The sequence below is a fragment of the Corynebacterium sp. CNJ-954 genome (assembly GCF_001942345.1).
Lineage (GTDB): Bacteria > Actinomycetota > Actinomycetes > Mycobacteriales > Mycobacteriaceae > Corynebacterium.
In genome coordinates, this window is the sequence record NZ_MKKI01000043.1 from 46,944 (window position 1) to 62,993 (window position 16,050).

General features: G+C 63.5%; 16 protein-coding genes. 4 read left to right on the forward strand and 12 right to left on the reverse strand.

The window, feature by feature from the left end; genetic code table 11:
* Positions 1-72: 72 nt before the first annotated feature.
* From BJF89_RS14185 to BJF89_RS14230, 11 genes are all read right to left on the reverse strand, one after another.
* Positions 73-1,125 carry an ABC transporter ATP-binding protein gene (locus BJF89_RS14185; RefSeq protein WP_075815755.1) on the reverse strand — a complete coding sequence of 351 codons (1,053 nt, stop codon included), beginning with the start codon at positions 1,123-1,125 and terminating at the stop codon, positions 73-75.
* Positions 1,126-1,138: 13 nt separating this feature from the next.
* On the reverse strand, positions 1,139-2,002 hold the full coding sequence (locus BJF89_RS14190) for a nitrilase-related carbon-nitrogen hydrolase (RefSeq protein ID WP_158026076.1): 864 nt from the start codon (positions 2,000-2,002) through the stop codon (positions 1,139-1,141).
* Between the two features lie 18 nt (positions 2,003-2,020).
* Positions 2,021-3,211: a hypothetical protein gene (locus tag BJF89_RS14195; protein ID WP_075815757.1), complete on the reverse strand. Its 1,191-nt coding sequence runs from the start codon at positions 3,209-3,211 to the stop codon at positions 2,021-2,023.
* An 86-nt stretch (positions 3,212-3,297) separates the two neighbouring features.
* Positions 3,298-4,296 carry an ester cyclase gene (locus BJF89_RS14200; RefSeq protein WP_075815758.1) on the reverse strand — a complete coding sequence of 333 codons (999 nt, stop codon included), beginning with the start codon at positions 4,294-4,296 and terminating at the stop codon, positions 3,298-3,300.
* Positions 4,293-4,814, reverse strand: coding sequence for an alpha/beta fold hydrolase (locus BJF89_RS14205; RefSeq protein ID WP_158026077.1), 522 nt, complete (start codon positions 4,812-4,814; stop codon positions 4,293-4,295). The genes BJF89_RS14200 and BJF89_RS14205 overlap by 4 nt, the downstream gene beginning before the upstream one ends.
* On the reverse strand, positions 4,778-5,017 hold the full coding sequence (locus tag BJF89_RS18685) for a hypothetical protein (protein WP_139312083.1): 240 nt from the start codon (positions 5,015-5,017) through the stop codon (positions 4,778-4,780). Before BJF89_RS18685 ends, BJF89_RS14205 begins: the two co-directional genes overlap by 37 nt.
* Before the next feature lie 7 nt (positions 5,018-5,024).
* On the reverse strand, positions 5,025-5,951 hold the full coding sequence (locus tag BJF89_RS14210) for a carbohydrate ABC transporter permease (RefSeq protein WP_075815760.1): 927 nt from the start codon (positions 5,949-5,951) through the stop codon (positions 5,025-5,027).
* Positions 5,944-6,816 carry a carbohydrate ABC transporter permease gene (locus BJF89_RS14215; protein ID WP_075815761.1) on the reverse strand — a complete coding sequence of 291 codons (873 nt, stop codon included), beginning with the start codon at positions 6,814-6,816 and terminating at the stop codon, positions 5,944-5,946. Before BJF89_RS14215 ends, BJF89_RS14210 begins: the two co-directional genes overlap by 8 nt.
* Before the next feature lie 48 nt (positions 6,817-6,864).
* On the reverse strand, positions 6,865-8,163 hold the full coding sequence (locus BJF89_RS14220; RefSeq protein WP_075815762.1) for an ABC transporter substrate-binding protein: 1,299 nt from the start codon (positions 8,161-8,163) through the stop codon (positions 6,865-6,867).
* 78 nt (positions 8,164-8,241) lie between these two features.
* Positions 8,242-9,552, reverse strand: a complete 1,311-nt coding sequence (hisD, locus tag BJF89_RS14225; RefSeq protein WP_075815763.1) for a histidinol dehydrogenase — start codon at positions 9,550-9,552, stop codon at positions 8,242-8,244.
* Between the two features lie 365 nt (positions 9,553-9,917).
* Positions 9,918-10,904 (reverse strand): nucleoside hydrolase, encoded by a 987-nt coding sequence (locus BJF89_RS14230; RefSeq protein WP_255372672.1) that lies wholly within the window; start codon positions 10,902-10,904, stop codon positions 9,918-9,920.
* An 82-nt stretch (positions 10,905-10,986) separates the two neighbouring features.
* On the opposite strand from BJF89_RS14230, the gene BJF89_RS14235 reads away from it, so the two are divergent.
* From BJF89_RS14235 to BJF89_RS14250, 4 genes are all read left to right on the forward strand, one after another.
* Entirely contained in the window at positions 10,987-12,096 is a 1,110-nt protein-coding gene (locus BJF89_RS14235) for an ABC transporter substrate-binding protein (protein ID WP_158026078.1), read from the forward strand.
* A gap of 62 nt (positions 12,097-12,158) precedes the next feature.
* Entirely contained in the window at positions 12,159-12,911 is a 753-nt protein-coding gene (locus tag BJF89_RS14240) for an ABC transporter ATP-binding protein (protein ID WP_083650894.1), read from the forward strand.
* Positions 12,908-14,518, forward strand: a complete 1,611-nt coding sequence (locus BJF89_RS14245; protein ID WP_075815765.1) for an ABC transporter permease — start codon at positions 12,908-12,910, stop codon at positions 14,516-14,518. The genes BJF89_RS14240 and BJF89_RS14245 overlap by 4 nt, the downstream gene beginning before the upstream one ends.
* A 35-nt stretch (positions 14,519-14,553) precedes the next feature.
* Positions 14,554-15,099: a nucleoside 2-deoxyribosyltransferase gene (locus BJF89_RS14250; RefSeq protein ID WP_075815908.1), complete on the forward strand. Its 546-nt coding sequence runs from the start codon at positions 14,554-14,556 to the stop codon at positions 15,097-15,099.
* Between the two features lie 36 nt (positions 15,100-15,135).
* Here the strand turns inward: BJF89_RS14250 and BJF89_RS14255 are convergent, their stop codons facing one another.
* Entirely contained in the window at positions 15,136-15,798 is a 663-nt protein-coding gene (locus BJF89_RS14255; protein WP_139312085.1) for a hypothetical protein, read from the reverse strand.
* Positions 15,799-16,050 lie beyond the last annotated feature (252 nt).

Here is a 16,050-nt window from a genome sequence, read left to right on the forward strand (position 1 = left end):
ACCTGTCAGGCATCGACAGCACCTAATACGGTGCCATCGTACCCGTCAGGTACTCACAGACATCACGCGGAGTCACGCAAGGCGTTGCTCGTTCTCACCATCGAAGAAGAGCATCTTCTCCGGTTCGAAAGAAAAGTGGACTTTATCACCCCGACGCGGGATTTTCCCCTTCTGCCCACGTGCGACCAAAGGGTAGCCGAGAGCCGTCGTACAGTACAGGTAATCATCCGCACCGAGTTCCTCGATCATGTCCACCGTCGCCTCAATCCCGTGATCCGCAATCGACAGGTGTTCGGGGCGGACTCCCACCGTGACGCTCTTTCCCGCACTCGGGGGTACCGCGATCGGTTCCCCGCCCAGCAGAACCTTCCCCTCCTCATCGACATCCCGGGTGAACAGGTTCATCGACGGCGATCCGATAAAACCGGCGACGAAGGAGTTCACCGGGTTCTCGTAGAGTTCCGAAGGAGGTGCGCACTGCTGCAGGACACCGTCGCGTAGTACCGCCACGCGGTCTCCCATGGTCATCGCCTCGACCTGATCGTGCGTGACGTAGACCGTCGTCGTAGCGAGCCTGCGCTGCAGCCGCGCAATCTCGGTGCGTGTCTGTACGCGTAGTTTGGCGTCGAGGTTCGACAACGGCTCATCCATGAGGAATACCTGGGGAGCACGGACGATCGCACGTCCCATAGCGACACGCTGGCGCTGGCCACCTGACAAGGCCTTGGGTTTGCGGTCGAGGAACTTCGTCAGATCCAGCATCCGGGCCGCCTCTTCGACTCGTTCCCGGATTTCCGCTTTATTGACCTTTGCGATCTTCAAGGCGAAGCCCATGTTCTCAGCGACCGTCATGTGCGGATAGAGAGCGTAATTCTGGAAGACCATCGCGGCATCCCGGTCTTTCGGCGCCATCGTGGTCACGTCTTTACCACCGATAAGGATTCTTCCGGACGTCACTTCCTCGAGTCCTGCGAGCATTCTCAGAGTGGTGGACTTTCCACAGCCCGACGGCCCGACAAGAACCAGAAACTCTCCGTCCTGGATCTCCAGGTTGATGTTGTTCACGCTGGGTTGCTTCGCACCCGGGTAGACCAGTGTCGCATTCTCGTAGGTGATCGATGCCATGATGTTTCCTCGCTTAGATGTGTGAGCCGGTCTGTCCCGGATACAGGTCCGGTCGCCGGTCGTTAAGTGCATGGTTGTGGTCATTCAGCCAACGTGCCGCGGACCGGCCCTCTGCGACGAGGTCGGCAATGAGAAGCGCAGGTTGCGCTGGGCGAGCAATATGTGGTCCCGCGAGAGGTACACCGTCGTGGCCGACGATGATGCTGCCGCCGGTAAATTCCATCCCTCTCTCAGCCCCGCAGCGGTCTGCGACTGCGACGGGGATGCGGTAGTCGGCAGCGTGCGCCACCACCTTGTGTGCCTCGATCGGCCAGCCACCGGGAAGTGCACCGTCCGGGCCCGACCGCAGCGGCCAGTTCACGGGTACCGTCAGCACAATCGCATCGTGTTCTGCCGCTGTCCTGACCATCTCCGGGAACTCGATGTCGTAGCAGACGGCGGTGGCTATGCGCCCGATCGAGGTGTTGACGATGAGGGTGGGTTGGTCCCCAGGGGTGAAGCACCTGTGTTCGGCGTCCCACAGGTGTGCTTTCCGGAACCGCCCGACAATGTCCCCGGCATCAACAATCACCGACGAGGAATAGAGCTTCCCGTCGTCTCCTCGTTCTGCAAGACCAGCGACAATAACAATACCGTGAACAACAGAGAGGTTGCAGAGCATGGTGGTCCACGGGCCGGGGACGGGCTCAGCCAGGTTCCACGCTTCATCAGCATCGACGAAGTGATACCCGGAATTGACCAACTCGGGCAACACCACGAGTGCTGCCCCCGCCTGCGCCGCAGCGCCGACGGCGTCAGGCACCGCCGAGTACGCCGTGTGCACGCAGTCCACATCCACCGGAACCTGTGCGCAGGCCACTCGAAGGGCCGTTTCCACCGCCATCACCTCACCCCGTTACCGCAGGCCGATACTGGCGAGTACCGCCGCCGGAGCGACATAGTGGTTGGGGTCCAGGGCGGCTCCTGCCTCTGCGGCAGCTCGCTCGACCTCAGTGTGCCATTCGATCTCGACGCGCTGGTCTCCTGCGGTCACCACGAAGAGATCTGCCTCGTCTGCCGCCGCGGAATCTCCCGCACCGTCCGGGAGTGCGGTGCAGCGGAAGGATCGCCAGACACCGGCCGGCACCGACAGCGTGTCCCGCTCACCGAGGCTGACGACGGTCTCGTCAGCGCCGTCGTTCAGCACGACGTCCCACGTCCCGGACTTCACGGTGATCGTTTCGGCGACGGCGACCCGGTGACGGAGCATCCCCTCCCCCACCGGGGCACTGAGCCAGGCAGCGCAGAAGGAGTGCGGCTCCGTCAGTGACGGAACCTGACGCCGGTCCTCACTGAGCCCGTAACCGATGACCGTGGCAAACCTGCCGCGTCCGCCGGGGAGCACAGAGCACAGGAACGGACGGTCAGAGTAGCGACGGTCCTCGCGGGTGACCACCCGTGTCCGGAACTCCTCCGGTGTGAACACATCGAGATCATCCAGGTAGGCCTGGTCGAGCGGGGTGATCCGCTCAACCTCTGCCGGAGCTGTCTCGCCGACGGTGGTGTCCACCAACTGGTTGTCCCGCGTCAGGTAGAGACCGTAACCCTCTGCCTCCTGCAGGACTTTCGGCCCCCAGATGATGCCACCGGTGTCATCGCGTCCCAGGACGGTGAACAGGATGCCGTCATCGGGGCCGATATTGGTGAAGCCACGGAATATCCAGGTGGGCACGGAGATCACGTCTCCGTCTTCGGAGACGTAGTTGCCCTGCTCTCCATCCGGTCCCCACCGTAGGCGGAAACGTCCACCCAGATTCAGGAAAACTTCCGCGGTGAAGTGAAGGTGCAGGTTATTCGATACGTCCGCGGGCATTCCGGCGGCCCCGAGCTGATAGCCGTGCGGCGTCGCGAGGTTCACGAACTGGTTGGAGCTCTGCGAGACACCCGGGCCGACAAACGAATAGTTGTCCTTACGGTCGGAGCCGGGTGTCTTGCAGTCGATGAACGCCGCCTTGCAGGGCACCCAGTGGGTGAAGCGGATGAGACGGGCATCGAGGTCCTCCGGGGTCATGGTGGCGGAGGTGATCGTGCTGGTCGGGGTTGACATGTGCGGTCCTTTCGGGTCAGGGGTTCCTGTGGTCAGTCAGTCGTCGGAACGCAGTCGTGGGGGCTGCTGTCGTCAGTGAGGAGTCGTCAGTAAAGGTTGTCGAAGCGGAATTCCTCCTCTCCCCGGCCGGCGTTGATCTGGGCCAGCACACCGACCCAGTCGAAGATGCGAACCTCGCGCACGATCCGGCCCTCGTGAATCTGGAACTGGGAGGCGCCGAGAATATCGACCTTCTCCCCGGTCAAAGGGCCGAAGAGTTGTGCGCCGGTGTAGTGCCCACTGAGCTTCCACGACACCGCGACGCGGAGACCGCCGTACCTGGTCTCATCATTGGTCTGGATGTCCCTGATCTCCACGGTGCAGTCCGGGAAAGCACTGACCAGCTCAAGAAGATTCTCCTGGTAGGCCTTGGGACGGACCACCGTCGTGTCACCGACGGTGTTGAGGATGACATCCCGGTCGAAGTACTCGTCCATCTTCGCGAGGTTCCTTCGTGACCACACATGGTGGATCATGTCGACGACCATCTGGCACTCTTCCGGGTAGTTGTTTTCCCGGGGTCCGGAATCCCCCTTCACCAGAGGATTCTCGGGCGCGGGTCCGGTCAGGGACCCGGAGTACCCCACATAGGGCAGGCGCGCGGCGGCGTCAGCGGGATCAGTTCCCAGCTGGAGGCACTGAGCCAGTGAATCGCGTACGACCCACTCCTCCACCATGCGTCCTTCACGGTAGAGGCAGTTGGCGATGGTGCGGCTACGGACGATGCGCTGCCCCTCGGGGGACGCGACGTGGTCAATGCCGAGAACGAGGTGAGAGCTGAGGAATGCGTTGTCGCCCCGCTCTTCCCAGACGACGTCTTCCGCCAGGCCGATGTGGTCGGGAACGGCTGCGATACGCATCGTCGTACCTTGAACGACCTGCTCAACCCCCACGGCGGTCCCACCGGGACCGTGGACAATGGAGTCGTCCTCGTAGTTGTCGTAGATGTGCTCGATATCGCGCTGTACCCAGATACGGTCGGTGACTTCACGGATGAACTCATCAGGGTTGGAGTAGGGCTCGTAGGCGATCTTCTTGAGTGTCATGGTGTGGTGCATGTCCTTTCTGTGGTTGCTTGTGTGTGTCGGAGTAGCGTGCCCAGTGCCGAGGTCACGGCATCCGGTGCCTCGATGGGGATCATGTGACCGACTCCGGTGAGAACAGTGAGTTCCGCCTCAGCATCGTCCGGGAACGCGTCCCGGATCTCCTCGTGATTGGCCACGGGGCACAGTGCGTCCCTGTCTCCGGCGAGGACCACCGTCGGTATGTGACACCGGCGGAGCCCCGGTCGCGCATCGGTCCTGCTCTGCTGGAGTTTCAGCTGGCTGACAAAGGTGTCGGACGTGAGGTCTCCTGCGCTGTCGGTCACAATGCTCGACCACTCGTCGACAGTGGGATCCGAGAGAAGCAGGGGCAGGATCGACTCCTGGTACTCGCGCGGCCCCATGCCGGTGAGCCTGTCGATTGTGGTTTCCCACGCATCGAGTTGTTCCTGTGTCGGAGATCTTGCATTCGTGGCGATGAGCATCAGGCCGGATACCCTCTCCGGGGCGCGGGCCGCCATGTGCATCGCCACAATGCCGCCGAGGCTGAGACGCCGAGGATGAACCTGGGGGGAAGCTCGTCGAGCAGACGTCCCACAGCCTCGTCCATGGAGTCGTCCTGTAGCGTCACCAGAATCGTCCCCGCAGGTAGATCGCACCGGGACCACATCCGGGGAGACAGGTTCATTCCGGCGATGAGCACGACCGGTGGATCGGTGTCCATGGTGCCGTCACCCCTTCACCGACCCGGCCGACAATCCTGCCACCAGGTACTTCTGCGCGAGGAAAGCGATGGCAACCACAGGTAGGGTCAACAGGATCGTCGCCGCTCCCGCCTGTTGCAGCATCGGCAGGGTCTGTCCGAGCTGGGTGGCAATGAACACCGGTACGGTCTTGGAGTCGACGTCGGTCAGAATGATCGCGGCGAAGTACTCCTGGAAAGCGAAGAGGAACATGAAGATGCCGGCGGTGAGGATGCCCGGCCCCATGATGGGGATGAGCACCCGTCTGAGGGTCTGGAACCTGTTGCACCCGTCCATCAGTGCCGCCTCGTCGAGTTCCTTCGGGATCTCGGCGAAGAAATTGCGTAGCAGCCAGATACTGAACGGCTGGTTGATTGCGATCAGTGCAGCTGAGATCGCCCAGATCGAGTCGTAGATACCGATGCTCTTGGTGAGTTCATACAGCGGAAGAACGACAGCAGGCCGGGGAAGGGCGCGGAAGATCAAGGCAGTGATCAGCAGCACCACCGAGACCCATCCCGGGAACCGGGACAGAGCATAGGCCGCCGGGATGCCGATGACCAGTGCGACGACGGTCGATATGACCGCCACGATGGTGGTGTTGATGAGGTACTTGTAGAAGTCCGTCCCTTGCCAGAGGGACTGGAACGCCTGCATCGTCGGCTCGTAGATGAACTTCGGCGGGTTGGCGAACGCGATGTTCAGCGGTTTTGTCACCGACAGGAGTGTCCACAAGAACGGTGCCAGACAGACCAGGCAGACCGCCAGCATCACCAGGCCGATGACGACGACGCGCCAACCGCTGGTCTCGCCCTTGTCCAGGAACTTTCGGCGCTTCTTCGGAACGGGGCCGGTGGAGTCGGCACCGGTGATGGTCGGGTTCTGTCTCGGGTCTGGGGTCACGATGTCAGTCACGACCTCTCGCCTCCTTGAGGATGCCTCGGATTGAGGGGTACAGCAGGATCATGATCACGATGATCGACAGCACATTGACCGCACTTCCGAGGCCGAGTTGGGGTGATCCCTCACGGAAGGCGATGTTGAAGACGTAGAGCATGACCGACTCGTTGCCGATCTGCGCAGCGGACGGCGACAACGGGATCAACTGGTCGAAGACCCGGAAGATGTCCATCGTGAGAATCAGCAGGACGAACCCCATGATTCCGCGGATACTCGGGATGATGATGTGCCAGTGTCGCTGGAAAAGGTTCGCGCCGTCCATCCGTCCTGCTTCGACGACTTCCTTCGACACGCCCTGAAGGCCGGCGAGGATCATCAGCATGGCGAACGGCAGCATGGACCAGACGATGTTGGACACCAGCAGGAGCCGGTTGGGCCACACGTCGGTGAACCACAGGATGTCGAGGCCGGTGACCTTGGAGATCATGAGATTGACGATCCCGCCGAAGTTGGAGTCGAACAGCCACGAGTAGGCGGCGGAACCGACGACGGACGGAATCACGTACGGGATGAGCATGATGCCCAGGACAATCGGTTTGGGCCAGGTCAACCGGTTGACCATCACTGCCAGGACATAGGCGAGGACAACAATGACCGCAGTCGTGGTGATTGTCAGCCCCGTGGTGAACACCAGCGCCTTGAGGAATCGAGTATCTGTGAGCGCGTGGGTGTAGTTCTGCAATCCGACCCAGGACCCTGGCGATCCGTAGGTCACCTCTTCAAAGCTCCACCGGATCGTCTTGTACAACGGGATGACCAGCAGGCCGAACATGACGATGATGCTCGGGGCGACAAATACCCAGAATTCACGTCTCTTCACGGTGGATCCCTCCTTTCTTCTCGGTACGCAGGCGATCTCTGACGCGGATCAGTACTTCTCCATGACACGTTCGGCGATCTGCTGCATCTCGCGCATGCCGGCGTCAATGTCCTTCTGCCCGGAGATGATCTGGGCAAGGACGTTGATGGTCTCGTTGTTCATGTCCGCGGCCCACGGGACCAGCTGGGGGTCCGGGGCCTCAGAGATCGCTGTTTCCACGGCATCTGCGTAGTCCATGTTGTCCTGGTTGGCGACGCCTTCCCTGGCCGGATAGGCGTCGGGGATCGAAGCTTCGGACGCTTCCTCGGAGACCGAGGCTCCGATGAGGTTGAACAGCAGTTTGTTGTCCACCTTCGTGTTCTTCGGGATGGACCAGCCGTCAATGGAGACCTGGGAGTACAGTTTCCCGCCGTCCTCCACCGAGGGCGGTGCCGCGAAAGCGAACTGGTCGCTGAAGGACGTCTGGTTCTCGTCCTGCAGATCGGCCATACGTCCGGAGAACATGATCGCCATGGCTGCCTGGTCATTGAAGAGCTGCTGCTGGACCTTCGGCTGGTCGAATGTGAGCGCCTGCGGGTCCATGTACGGCGTCAACGCCTTCATCGCTTCGAGCGCCTGCCGGGACTCGTCGGAGTCGAAGTTCGGACGACGGGTGTCCTCGTCAACATACTGCTTACCCAACGAGCCGAGCGCCGCGACGTAGGCGGTGCCCAGATCGCTGGAAGACAGCCACGGCAGGGCGAGCGGATTCTTCATTTTGCCGGAATCCTGGATCTTCTTGGCGGTCTCCTCCATCTCCTGGAAGGTGGTGGGGACTTCGAGTCCGAGTTCGTCGAAGACGTCCTTCCGGTAGACGAACGTGAACGCCTGTGCCTGCATCGGGACGGCCCACAGGTGACCGTCGTAGCTCAGCCGGTCCTTGAGGTCCTGGCTGATCCCGTCCAGCTTGTACTGATCGGTGAACTCCGTGTACAGGTCATCCAGCGGGACGAGCTTGTCCTGGTCCGCGTAGCCGGGAATGACGAAGCCGTAACTCTCGATCAGGTCGTACGTTCCGTTGTCGGTGCCCAGTGTCGCCTGAGTGCGCTGCACCTGACCAGCGAAGTCGATGGGTTCGTGTTTGACGGTGACGTTGTCCTTTGAACAACTGTTGACCATCGAGTTGGTGTACGGGTCGATGGCCGAGGAGTTGTAGGCCAGGACATTGACCGTCGTCGGCGAGGAGGGGTTGTCGAAGTCGCAGGCGGAGGTCGCCGCACTGTTCGAGGGGCTGTCGCTGCCGGCGCCGCACGCGGCGAGGGCCAGGGACGTGATCGTCAGTGCCGCCCCTGTCTGGAGGAACTTCATCGTTTTCATGGTTCTCTGCTTTCTGGGAAGGAAAGGGAGGCATCCTGTTCGGCAGTCACGCCGGTCCGGACGCCGGAGTCACAGTCGGTCGAGCCGCAGCTGTGCACTGTCACGGTGGCCCGGCATCTGCTCGAAGTCGGCGATGGTGACCACAGGTGAGGCCTGAGCTTGCGTCGAGGCCTTGGTTGCACGCTGGTAGGTGAGTTGCTTGAGGAAGCCGAGGACGGACAGTCCCTCCGTGTACCGGGCACCGCGGGCGGTCGGGAGCACATGGTTGGTGCCCGACATGCCTTTGTCGGCGTAGGCGACTGTCGACCAGGGGCCGAGGAACAGTGATCCGTAGCAGGTGAGCCTGTCGAGCCACCAGTCCAGATCCTCTGCGAGCACCTCCAGGTGTTCGGGTGCCAACAGGTCCATCGCCGTCGCCGCTGCCTCACGGTCCTCGACGACGTAGATGGAACCGAAGTCGCGCCAGGCTGCCCCCGCGATCTCCCGGGTCGCCAACCCTTCGAGCTGACGGTCGACCTCGGATGCCACGGCCCGCCCGAGCGCCTCGTCTGTGGTGATCAGACAGGCCGGGGACTGTGGTCCGTGTTCGGCCTGGGCGAGAAGATCTGCCGCGACCATCTCTGCGTCAGCCGTGGCATCCGCGAGGACGGCGACTTCGGAAGGCCCGGCGAGAACGTCGATACCGACTTTCCCGTAGAGCTGCCGCTTCGCTTCGGCGACAAAGGCGTTCCCCGCTCCGACGACCATGTCGGAGGGATTGCCGTCTAACAGGCCGAAGGCCATCGACGCCAATGCCTGGACACCGCCGAGGGCGAAAACCCGGTCCCCGCCCGATACGTTGGCCGCGTAGAGGACGGCAGGGTGGGGCCGACCGTTCCTGCTCGGCGGGGTACAGGCCACGACGTTCGGTACGCCCGCAGCACCTGCCACCCCGACAGTCATGAATGCACTGGCCAACAGCGGGAACCGTCCGGCAGGCAGATAGGCGCCGACGTTGTTGACGGGGACGTAGCGCTGGCCGCACACCACGCCTGGGATGACCTCGTCCTCGAAGTCCACGAGGCGTTCGCGCTGCATTCTGGCGAATGTCCTGGTGCGCTCGGCACCAGTGTCGAGGGCCGCACGGAGGTCGTCGGGGAGCTCGTCGGCGGCTTTGCGCATCTCCTGCGTGGACACCTCGATATCCCCGGTGAAGCCGTCAAGCTCCTCGGCGTACCTACGGACGGCGTCCATGCCGTGACGTTCGATGTCGAGCAGCATCGATGACACCGTCTCGACGACTTTCGGATTGTTCTGCTCGGCGACGTCATCCCCCGCCGGCTCTTTGATGATGGTCAGCGCCCCGGGGATGCGCTTCTTGTCGCTGCTGTTCAAATGCATACGTGAAGCATACCGATTCCTTTCCGGAACAACACCACCTGAGTCACATTATTTTCCGATTGTGACATACGCCACATCGAATCGAGGGATGCTTCCGCCTGGAAATCCCATAGTTCCAGGTCATAAGCATCAGTTCCCCACCAGCGACCACATCGACCATGACTCCCACTAGCCTCAGGGAGGGCAGAGTTTGCCATAGGCTAACCAATATAGAGACTGGAAGAAGGGATACATACGCATACATTCACAAGAACGCGGTCGCAGCATGTGGCAGTACTGCAGGCACACGGAATCTCGCCACCGCTTGCTGCAGAGGAGAGTTGAACGGAAGCGAAAGAGACGGAGAGAAGGTTGCCGGTGCCCCGCTACAGGCTCAGCAGACGCTCCCTGAGTGCCTGCGGGAATCCCTCAGCGGATTGCAGGACGACCCGGGCGTTCGCGCCCTCGACGTCCACCCCCTCCGGGCCTGCGGAACGCTGGTGGCGCAAGTCGCAGACGGTCTGTCCCCTCCCCAGGCCGTCAGTCGTGTCCACCTCGACCGGAATCCGTGGCGCCAGGACGAGCCCCACCTCCCCTACCGCGATGGCGGCAGCCAACGGATCATGCAGTGCGCAGCACCGTCGTCCGAGAACGCCCTGGTAAAAATCGGCGTAGTAGTCCAGCATCTGGCCGATCGCCGCCACCACGGGCGTCAGGCAGCGCTGCAGCTCCTCGATGTCGGCGGTCTCGAAGGTGTTGACCATCGTGGTGTCCAGCGGAACCAGTGTGACCGGCCAGGATGCGGAGAGCACCTCCTGCGCTGCCTCCGGGTCGTTACCGATGTTCGCCTCCGCCACGGGTGTGATGTTGCCCGGCACCATCGCTGCTCCGCCCATCACGATCACCTCGGCAACCCGGTCAGCGATCCCGGGGTCGCGCCGTAGTGCCAGCGCCAGATTCGTCAGTGGCCCGATGCCCAGGACGTGCAGCTGCCCCTCGTACTCGTGGGAGAGTTGCAGGAGCAGGTCGACGGCATCGATGTCCTCCACGGTGGCAGGAGCCACAGGAAGCACCGTCCCGCGGATGCCGCCGACGCCGTCCTCCCCGTGCACTCGTACCGCGCCTCCGGCGAAGGAGCCGACCAGCGGGTCGGTTGCACCCACCGCAACGGGGATGTCGTCATGTCCCGCCATACCCAACAGTCGCAGAGTATTCTCCGCGCCACCGGCGGCGCTCACATTTCCGTGCACCGAACCGACGCCGACGAGCGTTGCTGCGGGTGTGGCCAGCAGATACCCGAGGGCGAGAGCGTCGTCGATGCCGGTGTCGCAGTCAAGGAAGACCGGGATGCGGGGTTCCGTCGATTCAGCCACAGCACTCATCTCCATGTCTTCAGCGTGTTTCCGTGTCCGGACTCATCGTGCCAGTGTCCCGTCCGCCCCGTACAGTGACCCCATGACGTTCACCCGGAGACCCCCGGGAGCCGACGACGCCTCCACCTTGGCAGTCGGCCCCGCCATGCGCCGACGCGGCACCAGCACCGTCCTCACCGCCGTCCTGGCCGTCACCGCACTCGTTCTGAGCGGATGCGCTCTGCGGGGTCTCGACGATGACGCCCTACGTATCCAGCTGGCGTTCGTGAAGAACTCGCAGAACGCCGGCGAATACATCGCCGACCATGACGGCTACTACCGCGACGCGGGGTTTTCCAAAGTCGACCTGATCGCCGGGCCGACCGCGGTGGAGCAATCGGCGGCGACTGGGCACGCCACCGTCGCCGGATCAACCGCACTGGGCACCGCCAATGCCATCGATTCCGAGGGAATGCCGATCAAGATCATCGGGGCGATCTACGCGAGGAACGCCTTCACCATCATCTCCATGAACGGGCCCTCCGCGATTCGCACGCCAGCTGACCTCGAGGGCGCACGCATCGCCGTGACGCCAGGAACCGCCCAGTCGATGGTGGAGGGTCTCGCCCGCGCCAACGACATCGACCCGTCCACCATCACGTTCGTCCCCGCCGGTGAAACCGCCGTACTGACCAGTGGCGAGGTCGACGGTTTCCACGGTCTTACCGCCAACCAGCTCATCGATCTGCAACGCGCCGGTCACGACGTCGTATCCCTGGACCTGGCCGACCACGGCATGCCTTTCGCCGGTGCAGCCTACGCGGTATCCCAGGAGAGCATCGACGGCAACCGCGAGAACCTGAAGAAGTTCCTCGAAGCATCGATCCGAGGCTGGAGGGAGGCCATTGCCGACCCGCGACGCGGGGCAGAACTGGCCACCGACATCTACGGTGCCGACCTGGGCCTGGACCCTGAAAAGGAACTCCTGCAGGCCGAGGCACAGATCGAGTTCATCGACAACGACCAGACGGCTCCCGGCGAACTGTTCCGACTCACCGACGACGCCATGGACGAAAACGTCGAGTCCCTGCGTCTCAGCGGCATCGACGTCAGCACAGACGAACTGTTCGACATGAGCCTGCTCGACGAGGTCTACGAGGAGAACCCCGACCTCAGAGCCCCCGTACCCGCCGACCCGAAGGACGCAGCGTGACTACTCCCGACACCACAGGCGCCGCCGCGCCCAGCGGCATCCGACTCGACAACCTCACCAAGATGTTCCCCGGCGGGGTCACCGCCCTGGACTCGGTAAGTCTGGACATCCCCCACGGCAGCTTCCTGGCCCTCGTCGGCCCGTCCGGCTGCGGCAAGTCCACCGTCCTGCGCATCCTCGCCGGACTGGAGGACCCCACGGAAGGCTCCGCCACCGTGCATGACCTCACCCCGAAGGAGCTGCGCAGCCGCCACGAACTCGGCATCGCGTTCCAGGACGCCGCCCTGCTCCCCTGGCGCTCGGTCGCCTCGAACATCCGGCTGCCCCGCGAGATCGCCAAAGCCCCGTTGCCGGACGATGTGCTCGCCGACCTCATCAGACTGGTACGACTCGAGGGCTTCGAGGACTCAAAACCAAGCCAGCTCTCCGGCGGCATGCGCCAGCGTGTCTCCATCGCCCGCGCCCTGGCCGCCGACCCGTCCGTCCTGCTGCTCGACGAACCTTTCGGCGCGCTGGACGACATGACGCGTCAGCGGATGAACCTGGAACTGCAGCGCATCTGGACGGAGTATCCGGCCACCACACTGCTGGTGACCCACGGGATCGCGGAGGCGGTATTCCTCGCCGACTCCATCGCCGTGATGAGTGCCCGGCCCGGCACCGTCCGTGAGATCGTCGAGGTCGACCTGCCCCGGCCCCGCACCCCCGAGATGATGCGGACCCCGGAGTTCCACGCCATCGTCGACCACGTCTCCGACTTACTGTTCTCCTTCGAGAACACTCCGGACACGCCCGAAACCCGGGAGGCACCGTGACGCGGCCGCGCGTAGCCACCGGAGTTCGTGGAGCCCGCGGCGCCGTCAACGTCCTGCTCGTCCTGGTCGGCGTCCTCGCGGCGTGGTGGGTCCTGGCGGCCACCGTCCTGCGGCCGCTGGAGACCATCCCCACCCCCGGCGAGATCGTCTCGCGTATCGCCGACGACGGGCTGACCTTCTACTGGGTCAACCTCAAGGTCACCGCCATGGAGGCAGGTCAGGGCTACCTGCTCGGCGTCGGCCTGGCGGTCGCAGCGTCGGTGCTGGCACTGCTGTTCCCCCGGCTACGCGGGATCGTTATGCAGGTCGCGGTGATCACCTACTCCCTGCCGATCATCGCCGTGGGCCCGGTCATCTACCTGATGATCGGCGCACCGTCCAGCGGCGACCCGTCGGCCACCGCGGTCCTGCTCTCGGCCCTGGCGATCTTCTTCACCACCGTCGTCGGCACGCTGCTGGGACTGGACGCCACCGACCAGCACTCCCTCGACCTCGTGGACGTCTACGGCGGGTCGCGCCTGACCCGGCTGATGAAGGTACAGCTCATCGCAGCCGTGCCGTCGATCCTCACCGCGCTGAAGGTCGCGGCACCGATCTCCGTGCTCGGCGCGATCCTCGGTGAGTACGTCGGTGGCGTGGACCGTGGACTCGGGCCGGCGTTGTTGAACGCACAGCAGGCGTCGGACGTCTCGCGCACGTGGGCCCTGGCGTTGGCGGCGGCGTTGCTGGCCGGCGCGTGGTTCGCGCTGATGGCGCTGCTGTCGCAGGTGGTCAACCGCCTCGGCTGGGGCGTCACCGAGGTGTCGACCACAGCGACGAAACGCACCCCGCGCTCCCCCTGGGCCGTCACCGGCGATGTTGTCGTGTCCCTGGTCGTCATCGGCGCGGTGTGGACCTTCGGTCTGCGTCTGCTCGGCATCTCCCCGTTCGTGGGACGTACCCCGGCCGAGGTCGTGAGCTATCTCGCCGACAACAGTGACAGTGCCGACGGACAGAACCACTTCCTCGCCCTGCTGCCCGAGTTGTGGCGCACGCTGCTGGACACGGGCATGGGCTTCGCCCTCGGCCTGGCGGCCGCCGTTGTCGCGGCATCGTTGTTCCTGGTCTTCCCGACCCTCGAACGGGCACTGATGCCGCTGGCGCTGTTCTTCCAGTCGGTTCCGCTGGTCGCGATCGCCCCCGTGCTGATCATCATTTTCGGACGCGGTCAGTTCACCGTGGCGATGATGGGCGCGATCATCGTGTTCTTCCCTGCGCTGGTGAACATCGGTTCGGCGCTGAAGAACGTGCCTCCGGCGCTGATCGACCTGGTGCGCACCTACGGCGCAGGACGGGCCGGGGAGTTGGTGAAGATACGGATCCCCGCCTGTCTGCCGGCGATCTTCGCCGCGGTCCGGATCGCCATTCCGGGTGCCCTGTCCGGGGCGTTGCTGGCAGAGTGGTTGGCGACCGGTCAGGGCATCGGGTCCGTGGTCATTACCGCAGTGGGCAGTGCCGACACCGATGTGGTGTGGGCGTCAGTGACGGTGGTGACAGTGACCGCACTGATCCTCTACGGGGTGGCAGCGCTGTTGGAGAACGCCGCACGGAAGCGGTGGGGAACATGACGATGACGGAAGGACGAATGGAGATGAGCCGAGTGATGGCGACAGAAATCAAGGTGTACCTGGCCGGCCCGGAGGTGTTCCTCCCGGACGCCGCTCCAGTTGTCGAGGAGATGCGCCGGCTGTGTCGGGAGCACGGCCTGACGCCGATTGCACCGCTGGATGCCGGGGTCGACGGTGACATGGCCGGCGCGTCAGGACCTGCCGATGCTGCGACGGATCCTGGATGGATCTTCGAGAAGAACGTCTCGCGTATCCGTGCCTCGGACGCGGTCATCGCGAACGTGAACCACTTCCGGGGGTCGGAGCCGGACTCGGGGACCTGTTTCGAGCTGGGCTACGCCCATGCCCTGGGCAAGAAGCTGTACATCTACTCCGATGACGGGGCAACCGCCGTTGAGCGGGTGCGCGAGTTCTACGGCCCGGTCAGCAAGGTCGCCGGTGAGCGTCCGACGGATCCGGACGGCACATTCGTCGAGAACTTCGGTTACGCGGTGAACCTGATGATGGCCGTACCGTCAGTGAATGTGAACGGCACCTTCGCCGACGCGGTAAAGGTGGCCAGCGCTGACCTGCTGGGGTGAGTCGGGGCTCTGGGCTCGGGTTCTGAGGGCGGCTGCCTACCCGGCGCTGGTGGTCGGCTCCGGTGAGCCTCCGTCCGCGTCTGACGCGGTCGAGTGTTCCGGAATGTCGATCAGCACCTTGCCGTTACCGGTGGTGACCAGGACGAGCTGCGCTGCATCGGGTTGAACCTCGAAAGCTCCGTATAGCAGCTTCTTCTCGCTTTTCTCGATACGCTCGCTCCCAATCCATCTGTTCGCTCCGTCATTCGGCTCTTCGCAGTACATGAAGGCAGTGTCGACGGGCTGGGTGTACCCCTCAGCGCTCAACGCTGTCAACGAGTCGAGGAGATAGGAATCGTTCCCGTGGTTGGACACGTCGATGGCGAGCTGCACGATGCGGCTGTCAGGTGCTTTCTGCGGTTCATACACCGGCTGACCGTACTTGCACGACTCGTCGACGGAGAAGTCATGGACGTAAGTCTCGATCTCGATGCCGTCCCAGGTGGTCACCGTGAACCCGTCACCGACCCCGATGACGTCGTCCTGCGACTCATCCTCGTCGTCCTCGACCACCGGTTCATCGAGAACGCCGGTTGGAATCGTGGAACTGCCTTGCGATACCACATCCGTGTCACCCCCGCCGCCGTCACCGGATCCGATGAGGGTGAAAGCCAGGCTCGTCGCGAGTACTCCGACCACTAGCGATGAGATGCCTGTCATTGCCAGGTGCGCACCACTGAAACGTCGCTCTCGCGGGGTCGGAGACGGTGCCGAAGGACGTCCCCAGCCCTCCTGATGAGGTGAGTCACCGGCGTTCGGGACGGATGAGTGGTCGGGCTCTTGCGCAACGGGCACGGGGTATCCTTGATGGCGAGGAGGGGCTGTCGGACGAGAAAGCACTGACAGACGTGGTTAAGTAAGCATATCTTCCCGACATACGATGCTAAGTTATAGCCCAGGTTTTTCGGGAAC

What these genes read in the sequence shown, in the direction of transcription:
- BJF89_RS14250 (WP_075815908.1), top strand. Translation starts at nt 14,554, where the DNA reads ATGGCGACAGAAATCAAGGTGTACCTGGCCGGCCCGGAGGTGTTCCTC.
- BJF89_RS14200 (WP_075815758.1), bottom strand. Translation starts at nt 4,296, where the DNA reads ATGACACTCAAGAAGATCGCCTACGAGCCCTACTCCAACCCTGATGAG.
- BJF89_RS14205 (WP_158026077.1), bottom strand. Translation starts at nt 4,814, where the DNA reads ATGGCGGCCCGCGCCCCGGAGAGGGTATCCGGCCTGATGCTCATCGCC.
- BJF89_RS14185 (WP_075815755.1), bottom strand. Translation starts at nt 1,125, where the DNA reads ATGGCATCGATCACCTACGAGAATGCGACACTGGTCTACCCGGGTGCG.
- BJF89_RS14195 (WP_075815757.1), bottom strand. Translation starts at nt 3,211, where the DNA reads ATGTCAACCCCGACCAGCACGATCACCTCCGCCACCATGACCCCGGAG.
- BJF89_RS14235 (WP_158026078.1), top strand. Translation starts at nt 10,987, where the DNA reads ATGACGTTCACCCGGAGACCCCCGGGAGCCGACGACGCCTCCACCTTG.
- BJF89_RS14220 (WP_075815762.1), bottom strand. Translation starts at nt 8,163, where the DNA reads ATGAAGTTCCTCCAGACAGGGGCGGCACTGACGATCACGTCCCTGGCC.
- hisD (WP_075815763.1), bottom strand. Translation starts at nt 9,552, where the DNA reads ATGCATTTGAACAGCAGCGACAAGAAGCGCATCCCCGGGGCGCTGACC.
- BJF89_RS14240 (WP_083650894.1), top strand. Translation starts at nt 12,159, where the DNA reads ATGTTCCCCGGCGGGGTCACCGCCCTGGACTCGGTAAGTCTGGACATC.
- BJF89_RS14255 (WP_139312085.1), bottom strand. Translation starts at nt 15,798, where the DNA reads ATGACAGGCATCTCATCGCTAGTGGTCGGAGTACTCGCGACGAGCCTG.
- BJF89_RS18685 (WP_139312083.1), bottom strand. Translation starts at nt 5,017, where the DNA reads ATGGACACCGATCCACCGGTCGTGCTCATCGCCGGAATGAACCTGTCT.